This window comes from Brevundimonas lenta, assembly GCF_014196335.1.
In the GTDB taxonomy this organism is placed as follows: Bacteria; Pseudomonadota; Alphaproteobacteria; order Caulobacterales; family Caulobacteraceae; genus Brevundimonas; species Brevundimonas lenta.
The window spans coordinates 1,078,644-1,095,038 of the sequence record NZ_JACIDM010000001.1; the positions used below are offsets into that span (position 1 = coordinate 1,078,644).

Below are 16,395 nucleotides of genomic sequence, written 5' to 3' on the forward strand. Positions count from 1 at the left end.
ACTATGCTCAAGCTTTGCGGGTTTGAAACTTCCCCCCGAAGCCGGGCCTTGGTGGGCCCGCCCTCCCGGCCCGGTCTCCGTATTGCCCCCCAGCTGGAGACCGGGCCATCTTTTTCCTGATGGATTTCCGCGGACTGACGTCGATCACCGGCGACGGTGGAGTCGTGCCTGGCCTGCCGTTCCACCGTTCAGGCTGTCGTGGGCGATCGGGGCATACTGATCCGATGGCCTACTACTAGTCGTAGGCTGACAGGCTGGATTGCCGGAGCAGGGCGACGCCCTCCACTGTGGTCTTGCTCGCCGGGCACTCGAACGGTTCGGCGGGTGGCGGGTCGCAAGACCTTTCCAGGGCCCGATCCCCTCACTGCCCCCCGGGGATGGGATCGGGCCTCTTGGCCTTCCGGCGCGCCCGCTTCGGCGCGACGGCGGCGGCCTCCTCCCCGAACACCAGGCACAACTCGCGGCGATCGGGCCGCGTCTCCAGTCGTCCGCCGTGGCTGCCCATGATCTTGGACACGATGGCCAGGCCCAGCCCGGCCCCTGTCTTGCTGGCGTGGTCGGCCCGCGCATGGCGCCGGCTCAGCTGGCTCAATTGTTCCGGGCTCAGGCCCTTGCCGCCGTCGCGCACGCGCAACTGCGCCGACGGGCCTACGAAGACGGTGACCCGCTGCCCCGCCGGCGTCACCCGCAGCGAGTTCTCGATCAGGTTCCGCAAGGCCGCGGCGAGCGCCTCGCGCCGGCCATAGACGGTCACCGGCTCCACCACCTGCAGCTCCAGACGGATGTCGTCGTTGATGGCGCGGGCGGCCAGCCGTCCGATCACATCCTCCGCCACCTCGCGCAGCGCCACCCGGTCCCACGGCGAGCGCGCCGCGACCGAGGCGTCCAGCTGGGCGATCAGCAGCAACTGGTCGATCAGCCGGTTCATCGCCCCGATGTCCGCCTTCACCTTGTCGGCCAGTTCGTCGCCGTAGACGTCCATCTCCAGCTTCAGGATGGCCAGCGGCGTCTTCAGCTCATGGGCGATGTCGGCGGCGAACGCCTCCTGCCGCTCGGCCGCCTCGTCCAGCCGGGTCAGAAGGTTGTTGACGGCGTTGACGAAGGGCACGGCCTCTTCGGGCAGGTCCTCAGTCTCGACGCGGAAGCCGCGGTCCTTGCCGCTGGTCGCATCGACCCGCTCCGCCGCCGTCTCCAGCGGCATCAGCCCCTGCCGCACCAGCCAGGGCGTGGTGATCAGCAGCGGCAGCAGAATGACCAGCACCGGCAGCACGACGTGGTCGCCGATCTCGTAGGCCAGACCGGTCAGGCCGAGGGTCGAATAGTGCTGGTCGAACATCCGGTCGATGTCGAAGGCCACGAACCCCAGCAGGGCCAGCGCCGCCAGTCCGGTGATCCACGCCAGGCGCGCCTGAAGCCTGCGTGAGATCGACTTGCGGCTCATAGCTGCGGCTGGGACCGGATCAGATAGCCGATGCCGCGCACCGTATGCAGGATCGACTGCCCTCCGGCGCCCTCGATCTTGCGGCGGACCCGCGACACCACCGCCTCGACCGCATTGGGCGTGACCGTGTCGTCCATATTGTACAGAGCGTCCTCGATGGTCCGGCGCGTCACCAGCGTCCCCGCATGGCGCATCAGCAGTTCCAGCAGGTCGCTCTCGCGCCGCGACAGGTCCAGCGGCACGCCGCCATAGCTCCCGGCCCGGCTCGCCGCCTCGAACCGCAGCGGCCCCACCTCGATCACCGGCTGGTCGCGCAGGCCCGGCCGGCGCATCAGGGCCCTCAGCCGCGCCAGCAGTTCGTCGATCTCGAACGGCTTGACCAGGTAGTCGTCGGCGCCCGCGTCCAGGCCGGCGACCCGGTCCTCCAGGGCGTTGCGGGCGGTCAGGATCAGGATCGGCGGCAACAGGTTGCGGCTGCGCTGCGTCTGGATCCAGTTCAGCCCGTCGCCGTCCGGCAGGCCGAGGTCCAGAATGATCAGGTCATAGCTGGCGGCGCCGAGGCATTCGCGGGCGGTTTGCAGGTCGTGGGCCTGATCGCAGCTGAACCCGTGCACCGTCAGCCGCTCCGCGATGAGCCGGGCCAGGTGCAGATTGTCCTCGACGATCAACAGGCGCACGGCTCAACCAATGCGGTAAGGTGTTGAAATCGAGGATGGTCGGTTGTGCGCGGAGGCGCAAGCCGTCGTTATCTGACGGCTTTTCAGCTCGCCATGTCCAGCGACATCTCGCGTCGGGTGGCCGCGCCGGGGATCCAGCCGGGCTCTCCGGTCGTCAGGAGATAGCGCGCCAGATCGCCCACCGCCGCACTCCAGTCATCCTGCGCCTTACGGATCGGAGTCCAGCCGGCCCCGGTTTCTATGAGTTGCAGTGAGTGCGCCGCCGCGCGTTCTACGGCCGCTTCAAGTTGCTCGCGTTCGCTCATCGCCAACTCTCCGTGATCCAACTCGTCTGAATACAGAATAGACGTTGAAGCTGACAGGAGCCTGACGTCAAACTGACCGTTTCCTGACGAACCTGACCGTTTACTGACGGCGATGAGTAATAATTCGCCTGAATCCACTAGTCCATTAGGCTTACTAGTCTCTCAAATGATCGCCGGTATACTAATCGATAACGGATAGGTTGAGTGGGCCGGCGGCGACGCCGGGGGTGGAATGGACAAGCTTAAGGCAAGAAAGGCGCGTGTGCTGGTCGCTGACGGCAACACGCTTTGCAGGGCCGGGTTGATCGCCTTGCTCGAACGTGACCTCGGCATCGCCGATGTCGCCGGTGTCGAGGACATCGTCAGTCTGCATGAGTTGTTGCGGAACGGACGATCGGTCGAGTTCGTCGTGCTGGACGCCGAACTGCCTGGTCTCGACGGGGCGGCGGGCCTGCGCCGACTGACGTCGGCCTTCCCGGAACTGGGTGTCGTGGTCATGGCCTCCCATGCCGGTCTTGACTGCGTCGACGCCGCGCCGGCCGCCGGAGTCAGGGGCTGCCTGATGAAGGACCGGCCCGACGACGAGATCTCCGCCGTGCTGCGCGCCATCTTCCAGGGCCAGGCCTTCGTCTCCGCCGCCGTCGACAGCGCGCGATCGGCCGACCCGGTCGACGCCCTCACCAGCCGCCAGCGCACGGTGGTCGAGATGCTGGCGTCCGGCCGTTCCAACAAGGAGATCGGCTATCTGCTCGGCATCTGCGAGGGGACCGTGAAGGTCCACCTGCTCGCGGCCTTCCGACAGATGGGCGTACGCAATCGCGTCCAGGCGGTCACCGCGCTGCACGGTCGATCCGGGCAGCCGCTGCTGCCCGGCGTCTACGGAGGCCGCGCCTAGAGCCGGCCTTTCACAACCCAGGGGTCGCGACGACCTGAATCCCGCGCGCCACGGCGCGCGGGACAATCCTGCGTTCCTGAAGTATAATTACAGAATTCAGAAGTATTATTACTTCGGTAATGCTACCGCCGCGATAGCACTCGTCCTAGTCCATCAGCCTAAATCGACCTAGGTCCAGAAGTAGATAACGTTGTATTGCTGTTCTAACCGGGGCGTTAATAAAGCAATCCGCCGATAGTCGTAGCTACAAGCTTCGGCGCGGTGTCTGACTGTTTTCACCTCGAGCAGAACGTCGCGTCGCACGGAGGGTGCGGCGTGCAACCACGTTATTGCTGGGGTAGATGCAATGGTCACGCTCGTCCGGAACGATCTCGAGTTCATTCTCAGGCAAATCAAGATCGCCGAGGCGCACGCCGCCGGCGGTGATCTGGCGGCCCTGGTGGCCGGCTATGGCGGCAACGACGGCCTGGCGCAGGCGCACCTGCTGCCCTACGGCCTTCGCACCGTCGACGGCAGCTACAACAACCTGCTGCCCGGTCGCGAGCTGTGGGGCGCGGCGGACCAGTCGTTCCCCGGCCTGTTCACGCCGACCTACGTCAACGACGCCGACGGCGACCAGATGGTCTTCGGCATGGTCGACACCAACGGCGACGGCATTCCGGACACGCCGATCGTCTATACCAACAACGACTACGGCAACTCGGGCCCCAACCCCGGCACCATGCCCGGACCGGGCAGCGGCACGGTCATCGACGCCGACCCGCGCCTGATCTCGAACCTCGTCGCCGACCAGTCGCTGAACAACCCCGCCGTCATCATGGCGGCGCTTCAGCATGCGGGCGTCCCCGGGGCCGAGTTGATGGCCGCCCTGGCCGACATCCGCGCCCTGCACGCCGCCGTCGAGGCCGCCGAGGGCGGCGATCCCACCGTCCTGACCGCCGCCCAGCTGGAGCTCAGCGTGGCGCTGGAAGGCTACGGCATCCAGATGGAGGGCGACTCCGTCTTCCTGCCCAACGTCTCGCCGGATGAAGGCCTGTCGTCGCCGTACAACGGCTGGATGACCATCTTCGGCCAGTTCTTCGACCACGGTCTCGACCTGGTCGCCAAGGGCGGCAGCGGCAGCGTCTATGTGCCGCTCCAGCCGGACGATCCGCTGTACGTCCCGGGCAGCCACACCAACTTCATGGTCCTGACCCGCGTCACCGTCGACGCCGGTCCCGACGGTCGCCTCGGCACCGCCGACGACGGTCGCTCGCCGACCAACCTGACCACGCCCTGGGTCGACCAGAACCAGACCTACGGCTCGACCGCGTCGAAGCAGGTCTTCATGCGCGAGTACGTCGCCGGACCCGACGGCGGCCCCATCGCCACCGGTCATCTGCTCGAAGGTTCGGTCGGCGGCGGTCTCGCCACCTGGGCCGACATCAAGCAGCAGGCCCGCGAGGTGCTGGGCATCAATCTGACCGACGCCCACGTCGGCAAGATCCCGCTGATCGCCGCGGACGCCTACGGCAACTTCATCCCCGGCGCCAACGGCCGGCCGCAACTGGTCATCGGCCTCGGTGCGGATGGTCAGCTGGGCACGGCCGACGACGTCCTGCTGGAAGGTGATCCCGCGGCCAACGGCGGCCTCGGCGTCAACATCCCGGCCAGCACCATCCTGACCGGCCACGCCTTCCTCGACGACATCGCCCACGCGGCCGGTCCGGTCGTCGTCGGCGGCGTGCTGCAGGCCGACGGCGACACGGCGGTCGGCTATTCGGGCGGCTACGACGCCCGCGGCAACCAGACCTCGTACGACAACGAACTGCTTGACGCCCACTACATCGCCGGTGACGGCCGGGCGAACGAGAACATCGCCCTGACGGCGGTGCACCACGTCTTCCACTCCGAGCATAACCGCCTGGTCGAACACACCAAGGATCTGGCGCTTCAGTCCGGCGACCTGGCCTTCCTGAACGAGTGGCTGCTGGTCGACGTCACCACCATGCCGACGACCCAGGCCCAGATCGACGCCCTGGTCTGGGACGGCGAGCGCCTGTTCCAGGTCGGTCGCTTCACCAACGAGATGGAATACCAGCACCTCGTCTTCGAGGAGTTCGGCCGCAAGATGCAGCCGGACATCGACGTCTTCGTGTTCGAGCCCTCGGCCGACATCAACCCGGCCATCGCGGCCGAGTTCGCCCACGTCGTCTATCGCTTCGGCCACTCCATGCTGACCGAGGACATCGCCCGCATCAGCTTCGATGCGAACGGCAACCCGGTCCAGAACGACATCAGCCTGATCCAGGGTTTCCTGAATCCCATCGAGTTCGCCAACGCCGGCGACGCCGATGAAGCCGCGGGCGCCATCATCCGCGGCATGTCGCGCCAGACCGGCAACGAGATCGACGAGTTCGTCACCGGCGCCCTGCGCAACAATCTGCTGGGCCTGCCGCTCGACCTCGCCACCATCAACCTGGCCCGCGGTCGCGACGTCGGCACCCCGCCGCTGAACGAGGCGCGCGCGCGCTTCTACGAAGAGACCGGCGACACCCAGCTCAAGCCCTATGAGAGCTGGGCCGACTTCGCCGTGAACCTCAAGAACCCGGCGTCGGTCATCAACTTCATCGCCGCCTACGGCACCCACAGCTCGATCACCGGCGCCTCCACCGTCGATGAGAAGCGCGACGCCGCCACCCTGCTGGTGCTGGGCGGGGCAGGGGCGCCTGCCGATCGTCTCGACTTCCTCAACGCCTCCGGCAGCTACGCCGGCGGATCGTTGGGCGGCCTGAACACGGTCGACTTCTGGATCGGCGGCCTGGCCGAGAAGAAGATGCCCTTCGGCGGCATGCTCGGCTCGTCCTTCGCCTTCGTCTTCGAAATGACGATGGAGAACCTGCAGGAGGCCGACCGCTTCTACTACCTCTCGCGCGTCCAGGGCCTGAACCTGCTCAATGAGCTGGAGAACAACACCTTCGCCGAACTGGCCCGGCGCAACACCGACCTGGACAGCCATGACTCGACCGCCCTGCCGGGCGACCTGTTCTCGGCCTTCCAGATGACCATCCTCGAGATGGACATCAGCAAGCAGCTGGGCGCTGACCCGGTCCACGACGATCCGATGCTGGCCGCCGTCTCACGGCTGGTCGAACGCCGCGACGCCGCCGGCAATCTGATCAACGACACCACCACCGACGCGGCCTACATCCGCATCAACAGCCCCGAGCACTTCGTGGTCGGCGGCACCGAGAACGCCGACACCATCATCGCAGGCGGCGGCGACGACGCCCTGTGGGGCTACGGCGGCGATGACCGGATCGAGGCCGGCTATGGCGTCGACAAAGTCTTCGGCGGCGCGGGCGACGACATCATCACCAACTCCGGCACCGACATCGGCGAGACCGACTTCCTGCACGGCAACGCGGGAAACGACGTCATCCATGGCGGCTCTGGCCTCGCCCTGATCTTCGGCAACGACGGCAATGACTTCATCATCACCGGGCCGGACGGCAAGGAGGCCTTCGGCGGCACCGGCACGGACTTCATTCTCGGCGGCGACGGGGGCGACTCCCTGCTCGGCAACGAGGGTGACGACTGGCTGGAAGGCGGCGCCCGGTTCGACGTCATGACGGGTGAGAATTCGGAGATCTTCTTCAACTCGCGGATCGTCGGCCACGACGTCATGAACGGCGGCGGCAGCGACACTGACTACGACGGTGAATCCGGCGACGACATCATGTTCCAGGCCGAGGGCATCCAGCGCTCCAACGGCATGGCCGGCTTCGACTGGGCCATCCACAAGGGCGACGCCCATGCGGCCAACTCGAACCTGGGCATCCCGATCTTCGAGACCCAGGAAGCCTTCATCCTGCGCGACCGCTTCGACCTGGTCGAAGGTCTGTCGGGCTGGAAGTACAACGACGTTCTGATCGGACGCGTTTCGCCGGTGAACTCTCGCGCCGAACTGACCGGCACGGCCGCTATCGCGACCGACGACTCGCCGCTCGACTCCTATTCCAACGACCTGCTGCAGAAGAATGTCGACCTGATCGACGGCCTCGCCGCCCTTGTCGCCCACAGAATCCGGATCCCGGTGGTGGATGAGGACGGTGATCCCGTCCTCGACGCCGACGGCAATCAGGAGATGATCGTCATCAATACGGCGGACGCCTCCGACATCCTGCTCGGCGGGGGAGGCAGCGATACGATCACCGGCCTCGCCGGTGATGACATCATCGACGGCGACCGTTGGCTGAACGTCCGCATCAGCGTCCGCGCCAACAACGACGGCACCGGGCCGGAGCTGTTCAGCGTCGACAGCATGACCGAGATCGCCGCCCGGATGCTGTCCGGCGAACTCAAGCCCGGCCAACTGGTCATCGTCCGCGAAATCATCGACGGCGACCTGGCCAACACCGACGTGGACGTGGCCGTCTATACGGACGTGGTCGAGAACTACACCTTCACCCGCAACGCGGACGGCAGCATCACCGTCTCCCATACCGGCTTCGATGAAGGCGCCGGACCGGTGGATGATGATGACGCCGGCGAGGGGGCGGTGCCGGGTCCGGTTTCGGACGGCGTCGACCGACTGTTCAACATCGAACGTCTGCGCTTCACCAACGGCGAATTTGATGTCGACCAGCTGGTCAACTCTCCCGCCACCGGGGCGCCGGTGATCAACGACCTGACCCCGACCGAAGGGCAGACGCTGACGCTGAACACGTCGTCGATCCAGGACGTCAACGGCCTGGGCGCCTTCTCCTACCAGTGGCAGGTGTCCACCAACGGCGGCGTGACCTGGACCGACATCCTGGTCGGCGCCAACGGCGCATCCTTCACGCCGACTGACGGCATTCTCGGTATCGGCGGCCAGGTCGGCGGCCTGCTTCGTGCGGAGGTCAGCTTCACTGATGCTCGCGGCAACGCCGAGGTCCTCTACTCCGCCCCGACGGGCGTGGTCGGCGACAACTGGGACGCCGTCCCCGTCCTCGCCAACACCTTCAACGGCACCGCCGGCGACGATATCGCCGACGGCACCAACGGCATCCTGGGCGGTTTGCTGGGCGCCAACGACACCCTGAACGGCAACGCCGGGGACGACATCCTCAGCGGCGCCGGCGGCACGGATACGCTCAACGGCGGCGCCGGCAACGACCGACTCGACGGCGGCGCGGGCGGCTCCGACGTGGCCGTCTGGGCGGGCGCCGTGGGGAACTTCTCCTTCGGCCTGAACGGCGCCGGTCAGCTGACCGTCACAGACCGGGTCGGAGCCGAGGGGATCGACACCCTGACGACGATCGAGCAACTGCGCTTCGCCGGGACGACCTACGCCCTGGTGAACGGCACGAACGCCGGCGCCACCTCGAACGGCGGCACGGGTGCGGACATCGTCCTCGGACATGGTGGTGTGGACACGGTCAACGGCGCGGGCGGCAATGACGTCCTCGTCGGCGGCGCCGGCAACGACACCGCCCTGGGCGGCGCCGGCAACGACCAGATCATCTGGAGCGTCGGCGACGGCCGTGACTTCGTCGATGGCGGGGCCAACACTGACACCGTGCGGATCCAGGGCGACGCTTCGGCGGAGACCTATCGCATCTACTCGCGGACCGAGGCTTTGGCGGCGGGCATCACCGGCCTGAACGCCAACACCGAGATCGTCATCACGCGTAACGGGACGAACAACGCCTCGGTCATCGCCGAACTCGACAACATCGAGGAGATCGTCATCACCGGCTTCGGCGGCGGCGACACCTTCATCCCGATCGGCACCTTCGCCGGCACCAGCCTGCTGACCAGCACCATCACCATCGAGGGATCCGGCGACGACGACGTCGTCGACATCACCGGCCTGACCTCGGCCCACCGCGTCGTGTTCCGCCAGAACGGCGGCAACGACACCGTGGTCGGGACGCTGCGTCCGGACGATGTGGTCGAAGCCTTCGGCCCCGCGGCGGCGGCGTTGCTGGAAACCATCGGTTCCGACGTTCTCATGGATGGAACCAGCGATGCGGAAAGCTACGTCGGCGGCGCGGGGAATGACGGTCTCAGCTTCGAGGCGGCGACCCGGGCCGTGCATGTCTCCCTGAACGGCGGCTATGCCCGCGACGGTGACAGCGCCGGCGATTTCATCGCCTCCCTGACCAGCATCGAGAACGTCGTGGGTTCGGCCTTCGCCGACACCCTCGTCGGCAGCGCGGCGGCGAACGTCCTGTTCGGCGGCGAGGGCGTCGACACCCTGATCGGTCTCGGCGGCGACGACTTCCTGTGGGGCGGGGCCGGCGCGGCCAACACCATGCAGGGCGGTCTCGGCAACGACATCTACTTCGTCGAAGCCAACGACACGGTGCTGGAGCTGGCGGGCGAGGGGACGGACTCGATCCTCACCACCCGCGCAGCGTGGACGCTGAAGGCCAACCTCGAGAACCTCGCCTTCGTCGGAACCGGTGACTTCACCGGCGTCGGCAACGAGCTCGCCAATGCGATGGAGGGCGGCGCCGGCAACGACGTCCTCTCCGGCCGCGGCGGCGTGGATGTTCTCAACGGCGGCGAGGGCGTCGACACCGCCAGCTATGCGGCGGCGGCGGCGGGCGTCACGGTCAACCTGACCGGCTCCATCGCCTCCAACGACGGCGACGGCGCGTCCGACAGCCTGATCGGCTTCGAGAACGTCATCGGCTCGGCGTTCAACGATGTCCTGGCCGGCACGGCGGGCGCCAACGTCCTCTGGGGCGGGACGGGTTACGATGTCCTGCTCGGCTTCGACGGCGACGACACCCTGCACGGCGGCTCCGGCGCCGCCAACCAGCTGCAGGGCGGCGCGGGCAATGACCGCTACGTCCTCACCGCAGCCGGCGACACCATCGTCGAGCTGGCGGGCGGGGGTATCGACAACGTCGAAAGCCTGTCCAGCTATCACGTGCTGGCGGCCAACGTCGAAAACGTCACCTACACCGGCGTCGGCAACTTCAACGGGGTGGGTAACGCGGACGCCAACGTCATCACCGGCGGGATCGGCAACGACACCCTGACCGGCAAGGGCGGCGACGACACCCTCGTCGGCGGCTCCGGCAACGACCTGGCCCAGATGCAGGGCCTCGCCGCCAGCTATTCGGTGGTGGCCATCGACGGCGGCTACCGGATCACCGACAGCGTCGCCGGTCGTGACGGGATCGACACCCTGATCGGGGTGGAGCGGGTTCGCTTCAGCAACGGCCAGACGGCCCTGCTGTCCGACCTCGCCGCCGCCCCGGCCGCGGCGCCGACCCTGTCGGCCAAGTCCGCCTCGGACGCCCTCGTCCTGCCCGCCGCGGCCACGGCCGCTCCGGACGGTCCCGAGGTGCTCCCGTACGGTCTGGACGCGACCGCCAAGGTGGCCGGGCCCGAGGTCCAGCCGTTGATGGAGGACGATCCCTTCGTTCTTCCGGCCCTGTCGGGCGTCAGCGACTGGTCTCCCTCGGTTCGCACTGTCGAGGAGTACGACTTCAGCGGTCTGAACGACGGTCTCTACAGCCGCTTCGAACGGATGCTGTCGCTGGTCGACGACCTGCCTTCGGCCAGCCTCAACGACACCCACGTGAACAGCCATGACGACTGGCTGATCTAGCTACTACGTTCCTCCTCCAGGGAACGGCCGCCCGGTGCACGGAAACGTGTATCGGGCGGCGCTGTATTAGGGGGTCATAGTACTTCCGGCCAGATTGATAGATAGGCAGTTTGAAGCGAATGTTTCCCCTGTAGGGGGAGTGACGATGTCCAGTCATCCAAAGAACGAAAGCAGCAGCCAGCGCGATCTGTGGCAGATTCTCGCGCCGGCCCCGGTCGCCATCCGCCGCCGGCCCAATTACGCGCATCCGCCGGCCGAACGCGCGCCGGGCGTATTTCGCGTCGTGGTCCTGGCCCTGATCGCGGGCGTCGCCTTCACGCTTCAGGTCACGCGCCTCTGGCAACTGGTGCCCTGAGTCCACACAACTGAGGCCACCTTTCGGCGAACGCGCGATTTCTTCGCCCTGACCGGGAACAACCCATCGGTTGCCCGGTTGAGAAGCAAACTAGGCTTCAGGCGGGCTTGACGACATGCGGATACTGGTCACCGGAAGTTCCGGCTTTGTCGGCAAGGCGCTCGTGCGGGAATTGGCGGCCCGCGGCCACCACGTCAGCGGCTTCAGCCGCGCGCAGCACGAACGCTCCTTCATCGGCGACCTGATGGATCCGGTCTCCCTCCGCGCCGCCCTGTCGGCCTTCAAGCCGGACGTGGTCTTCAATCTCGCGGCTGAAACCGATCTGAAGGGCATGGCCCGCAACGGCTATGCGGTGAACACAGAGGGCGTGAAGAACCTCCTCGACGCCGTCGCCGCCTCGCAGTCCGTCCATCGCGTGGTCTGGGCCTCGTCCCAGCTGGTCTGCAAGCCCGGCGTCACCCCCGCCCACGACACCGACTACCACCCCGAAGGCGGCTACGGCGAAAGCAAGGTGCTGGGCGAGAAGATGGTCCGTTCGCGCGACGGGGCCGGCAAGGAGTGGGTGATCTTCCGCTCCACCACCATCTGGGGCCCCGGTATGAGCGAGCACTACGCCGGCATCCTCGGCATGATCCGCAAGGGGCTCTATTTCCACGTCGGCGGCCGCCCGCTGATGAAGTCCTATTCCTACATCGACAACCTGATCGACCAGCTGATCACCCTGGCCATCGCCCCGGCGGAGCAGGTCAACCGCCACACCTTCTACCTCGCCGACAGCGACCCCATCGATCTGCGCGCCTGGGCGGGCGGTTTCGGCAAGTGGTTCCACAAGCCGATCGCCACCCTGCCGACCCCGCTGGCCCGCTCGCTGGCCCGCACCGGCGACGTGCTGACGAAGCGCGGCGTCCGCTTCCCCCTGACCAGCCAGCGCCTCGACAACATGCTGACCGAGTACGTCTACGACGTCGCACCGATCGAGGCGGTCCACGGCCGCACCCTGATCGGCATGGAGGAGGGCATCGAACGCACCGCCCGCTGGTACATCGAGCGCGAGGACGAGCGTCCGGCCCCCAGCACCACCCACTAAGGGCGTCTGCACCGGTCCTGCACATCGCCTGCGCCGAACGTCCTCCCGGCGCCCCCACGCGCCTGAACCGCACGGCGCGACAACGGCCTCCTCACAAGGGGAGGCTTCATGCTCCAGACCCATCCGTTCACGCGATCGTCCTTCTGGCTGAAGGTCGTGGCCGGCGTCGCCCTGGTCGCGGCGGCCGACGCGCTGTTCTTCTTCCATCCGGTCGGCGCCACCGTCGGCGCCTTCGCCCTGACCTGGGCCCTGGTCGTGGCCATTGTCCGGCCCGGCCTGCTCAAGGATCCCCGCGCCCTCTCGGCCATGGCCGGCGCAGCGGGCCTGGCGGTGGTGCTGATCGATCGCCCGGGCGTGCTGGCCTGGCTGCTGTTCGGCCTGATGCTGTCGCTCGCCGTTCTCTCCGCCCGCGTCCGCAAGGGCGAGCCCGCCTGGCGCTGGCTTCAGCGCCTGATCGTCCAGAGCGCCGTGGCCTTCGCCGGCCCCGCGCTGGACATGATCCGCCTGTCCCGCCGCCGTAGCCGCCGCCCGGGCGTATCGCCCGTCGCCGTGCTCAAGGTGCTGATCGTCCCCCTCATCGGCGGCGCGGTCTTCCTCGGCCTGTTCGCCAGCGCCAACCCGCTCATCGCCGGCGCGCTGGACAGTGTCCGCGTGCCCGCCCCGGGCTTCGACGGCGTCCAGCGCGCCCTGTGGTGGTCCGTCGCCCTGGTGACGGTCGGCGCCACCCTGCGTCCCCGCTGGCGCCGCAAGCTGATCGACCTGCCGTCCCTGCGCGGATCGGGCGTGCCCGGCGTCGGCGCCGCCTCCGTCACCCTGTCGCTGATCGTCTTCAACGCCGTCTTCGCCCTGCAGAACGGGCTCGACATCGCCTTCCTCTGGAGCGGCGCGCCCCTGCCCGGCGACATCGGCCTGTCCGACTACGCCCACAAGGGCGCCTGGACCCTGATGGCCACCGCCCTGCTGGCCGGCGTCTTCGTCCTCGTCGCCCTGCGGCCCGGCTCGGAGACCGCCCGCAAGCCCCTGGTCCGCGCCCTCGTCATCGTCTGGGTCGGCCAGACCCTGCTGCTGGTCGCCTCCTCGATCTATCGCACCGCCGATTACATCGAGTCCTACGCCCTGACCCGCTTCCGCATCGCCGCCCTGATCTGGATGGCCATGGTCGCCATCGGCCTGCTGTTGATCTGCTGGCGCCTGATCCGCGACAAGGACGGCCACTGGCTGATCGACGCCAACGTCCGCCTGGTGCTGGTCGTCCTCGTCATCGTCAGCGTCGTCGATCTCGGCGCCGTCGCGGCCTGGTGGAACGTCCGCCACGCCCGCGAGGTCGGGGGCAGGGGCGTCGAGCTCGACCTCGGCTACCTCCGCACCCTCGGCGCGCCTGCGCTGGTCTCCCTTGTCGAGCTGGAGCAGACCGCGCCCGATCCCGGCCTGCGCGACCGCGCCGCCGCCGTCCGCGCCGAAATCCACGCCCAGGTCCGGGCCGAACAGGCCGACTGGCGCAGCTGGACCTGGCGCGACGCCCGCCGCCTGGATCGCGTCGATCGCCTCGCCGCCGGCCGCCCGCTGGCCCGCCCGACGCCGGGTCCGCGCGAATGGGACGGCCGCCTTCGCCCGCCCCCGCCGCCGCCCGCGATCGCGCCCGTCGTCGTATCCGCCCCTGTCGCTTACGAGGTCGCACCGTTGACCTCGCCCCCCGGAGTCTGAACATGGCGATCATGCAGAGTACCGTCCTGGTGGTCGACGACGACCCCCACATCCGTGACCTTCTGACCTTCGCCCTGCGCAAGGCGGGCCTCGCCACGCGCGAGGCGGCGGACGGCGAGGCGGCGCTGGCCGATCTCGCGGAATATCCCTCCGACCTGGTCGTGCTCGACATCAACATGCCGCGCATGGACGGCATCGAGACCTGCCGCCGCATCCGCGCGAAGGGCGACGTCCCGGTCCTGTTCCTGTCCTCGCGCGACGACGAGTTCGACCGCATCCTCGGCATCGAGCTGGGCGCCGACGACTATGTCACCAAGCCCTTCAGCCCGCGTGAGGTCGTGGCCCGCGTCGCCGCCATCCTGCGCCGCGCCGCCCGCACGCCCGCGCCCCTGCCGTCCGGCTCGGTCGCTCACGGCCGCCTGACCCTCGACGCCGAGGGCTGGCGCGCCGCCTGGGCCGGGTCCGACGTGCCGCTGACGGTGACCGAGTTCGCCATCGTCCGCGTCCTCGCCGCCCAGCCGCGCATGGTCTTCACCCGCGACGCCATCATCGACCGCGTCCACGGTCCGGGCTTCGCCATGACCGACCGGACCATCGACAGCCACGTCCGCAACCTGCGCGGCAAGTTCGCGGCCGTCGGCGGCGCGGACGTCATCGAGACCCGCGCCGGTCTCGGCTACCAGCTGGGTCCCTGCATCGGCGAGGCGGCGTGACGGGTCAGCCCGGTCGCTTCCGCCAGTTCGTCCGCTCGCACTGGCCGGCGCTCCGCCTGCGCACCATTCTGCTGTCCGTGCTGCTGTTCGCGGCCATCCTGCCGGTCGCCACGACCGTCTTCCTGCGCGTCTACGAGAACACCCTGGTTCGCCAGACGGAGGCCGAACTGGTCGCCCAGACCGCGGCCCTGTCGGCCACGGCAGAGGCCCTGTGGCCCGGCTCCCGACTGGCCCCGCCCACCGCCGCCCAGCGCGACGCCCCCGACTGGTACCGGCCCGAGACCGCCACCATCGACCTCGGCTCCACGCCGGTCCTGCCCGCACGACCCCCGGCCACCGCCGCCGGTCCGCCTGACCCCGCCGCCCAGGCCGTCGGCGCCCGCCTCGACGCCGTCATGCAGGAGACCAGCCGCACCACCCTGGCCTCGATCATCTTCCTCGACCGCAACGGCGTGGTGGTCAGCGGCTACGGCGAGGGCGGCTCATGGCGCGACCTGCCCGAGGTTTCCGACGCCCTGGCCGGCCGCTCGCGCACCGTCCTGCGCCGCAACGCCGCCTACCATCCGCGCTATTCGTGGGAGTGGCTCAGCCGCGCCTCGGCGCTCCGCATCCACCACGCCCGCCCGGTGGTCGTGAACGGCCGGGTCGAGGGCGTCATCCTGACCTCGCGCTCGCCCCGCGCCCTGTTCCGCGGCATCTACCAGGACCGCATCAAGATCGCGCTCGGCCTGTTCGGCGCCCTGGCCGTCATCGCCTTCCTCGCCGTGCTGGTCTCGCGCGGCATCGCCAAGCCCATCGAGGCCCTCAGCCGCACCGCGCGCGAGGTCGCCGCCGGCGGCGGCGTCATGCCCCCTCCGCCCCAGACCGCCGCCGTCGAGATCCGCACCCTGTACGAGGATTTCGGCAGCATGGCCGAGGCGGTCGAGCGCCGCTCCCGCTACCTCCGCGACTTCGCCGCCGCCGTCAGCCACGAGTTCAAGACCCCGCTCGCCGGTATCCAGGGCGCCGTCGAACTGCTGCAGGATCACGACGACATGCAGCCGGACGAGCGTCAGCGCTTCCTCGGCAACATCGCCGCCGACGGCCGCCGCCTGTCCGCCCTCGTCAGCCGCCTTCTGGATCTCGCCCGCGCCGACATGGCCCGGCCCGAGGCCGGCCTCGCCGTCGACCTGCGCCCGCCGGTGCTCAAGGCCGTCGACGCCCGCTCGCCCGACCTGCGCATCTTCCTCGACCTGCCCGACGACCTGCCGCCGGTGGCTGCGCCCGCCGCCAGCCTCGAGGTTGTCCTGTCCACCATGCTGGAAAACAGCCGTCAGGCCGGCGCTGCCGCCGTCCGCCTCGCCGCCCGCAGCGCCGGCGACACCGTCATCCTCTCCATCTCCGACGACGGCCCGGGCATCGCGCCGGGCGACGCCGGCCGCATCTTCGAGCCCTTCTTCACCACCCGCCGCGACGAAGGCGGCGCCGGTCTGGGCCTCTCCATCGCCCGCGCCTTGCTTGCCGCCAACCAGGCGACGCTGGACCTCGTGCCGTCAGCCAAGGGCGCGACGTTCGAGATCGGTCTGCTGGCGGCGGGGTGAGGCTGGCCATCCGCCGCGCGACGCGGCTTGGTTTCAGGAACGCCGGA

At 68.6% G+C, this 16,395-nt stretch carries 10 protein-coding genes; 7 read left to right on the top strand and 3 right to left on the bottom strand.

Annotation, left to right across the window (positions count from 1 at the left end; all coding sequences use genetic code 11):
• Positions 1-361 precede the first annotated feature (361 nt).
• The 3 genes from GGR12_RS05320 to GGR12_RS05330 form a co-directional block, all read right to left on the bottom strand.
• Complete coding sequence (locus tag GGR12_RS05320; RefSeq protein WP_221212204.1) at positions 362-1,441, bottom strand: sensor histidine kinase; 1,080 nt, start codon at positions 1,439-1,441, stop codon at positions 362-364.
• Positions 1,438-2,118 carry a response regulator gene (locus GGR12_RS05325; RefSeq protein WP_183203317.1) on the bottom strand — a complete coding sequence of 227 codons (681 nt, stop codon included), beginning with the start codon at positions 2,116-2,118 and terminating at the stop codon, positions 1,438-1,440. Before GGR12_RS05325 ends, GGR12_RS05320 begins: the two co-directional genes overlap by 4 nt.
• An 83-nt stretch (positions 2,119-2,201) precedes the next feature.
• On the bottom strand, positions 2,202-2,423 hold the full coding sequence (locus GGR12_RS05330) for a hypothetical protein (protein WP_183203318.1): 222 nt from the start codon (positions 2,421-2,423) through the stop codon (positions 2,202-2,204).
• 232 nt (positions 2,424-2,655) lie between these two features.
• On the opposite strand from GGR12_RS05330, the gene GGR12_RS05335 reads away from it, so the two are divergent.
• The 7 genes from GGR12_RS05335 to GGR12_RS05365 all read left to right on the top strand — a co-directional run bounded on the left by GGR12_RS05335 (position 2,656) and on the right by GGR12_RS05365 (position 16,348).
• A complete protein-coding gene (locus GGR12_RS05335; RefSeq protein WP_281378523.1) occupies positions 2,656-3,318 on the top strand; it encodes a LuxR C-terminal-related transcriptional regulator in 663 nt (220 codons plus the stop codon).
• Between the two features lie 346 nt (positions 3,319-3,664).
• The gene (locus GGR12_RS05340; RefSeq protein WP_183203320.1) at positions 3,665-10,909 is read left to right on the top strand and encodes a peroxidase family protein; all 7,245 of its coding nucleotides are present in this window, start codon (positions 3,665-3,667) and stop codon (positions 10,907-10,909) included.
• Between the two features lie 145 nt (positions 10,910-11,054).
• Positions 11,055-11,264, top strand: coding sequence for a hypothetical protein (locus tag GGR12_RS05345; protein ID WP_183203321.1), 210 nt, complete (start codon positions 11,055-11,057; stop codon positions 11,262-11,264).
• 115 nt (positions 11,265-11,379) lie between these two features.
• Entirely contained in the window at positions 11,380-12,351 is a 972-nt protein-coding gene (locus GGR12_RS05350) for an NAD-dependent epimerase/dehydratase family protein (protein WP_183203322.1), read from the top strand.
• Positions 12,352-12,459: 108 nt separating this feature from the next.
• The gene (locus GGR12_RS05355) at positions 12,460-14,055 is read left to right on the top strand and encodes a DUF4153 domain-containing protein (protein WP_183203323.1); all 1,596 of its coding nucleotides are present in this window, start codon (positions 12,460-12,462) and stop codon (positions 14,053-14,055) included.
• 2 nt (positions 14,056-14,057) lie between these two features.
• The gene (locus tag GGR12_RS05360; RefSeq protein ID WP_183203324.1) at positions 14,058-14,768 is read left to right on the top strand and encodes a response regulator; all 711 of its coding nucleotides are present in this window, start codon (positions 14,058-14,060) and stop codon (positions 14,766-14,768) included.
• Positions 14,765-16,348 (top strand): histidine kinase dimerization/phospho-acceptor domain-containing protein, encoded by a 1,584-nt coding sequence (locus tag GGR12_RS05365; RefSeq protein WP_183203325.1) that lies wholly within the window; start codon positions 14,765-14,767, stop codon positions 16,346-16,348. The genes GGR12_RS05360 and GGR12_RS05365 overlap by 4 nt, the downstream gene beginning before the upstream one ends.
• The last annotated feature ends 47 nt before the right edge of the window (positions 16,349-16,395 follow it).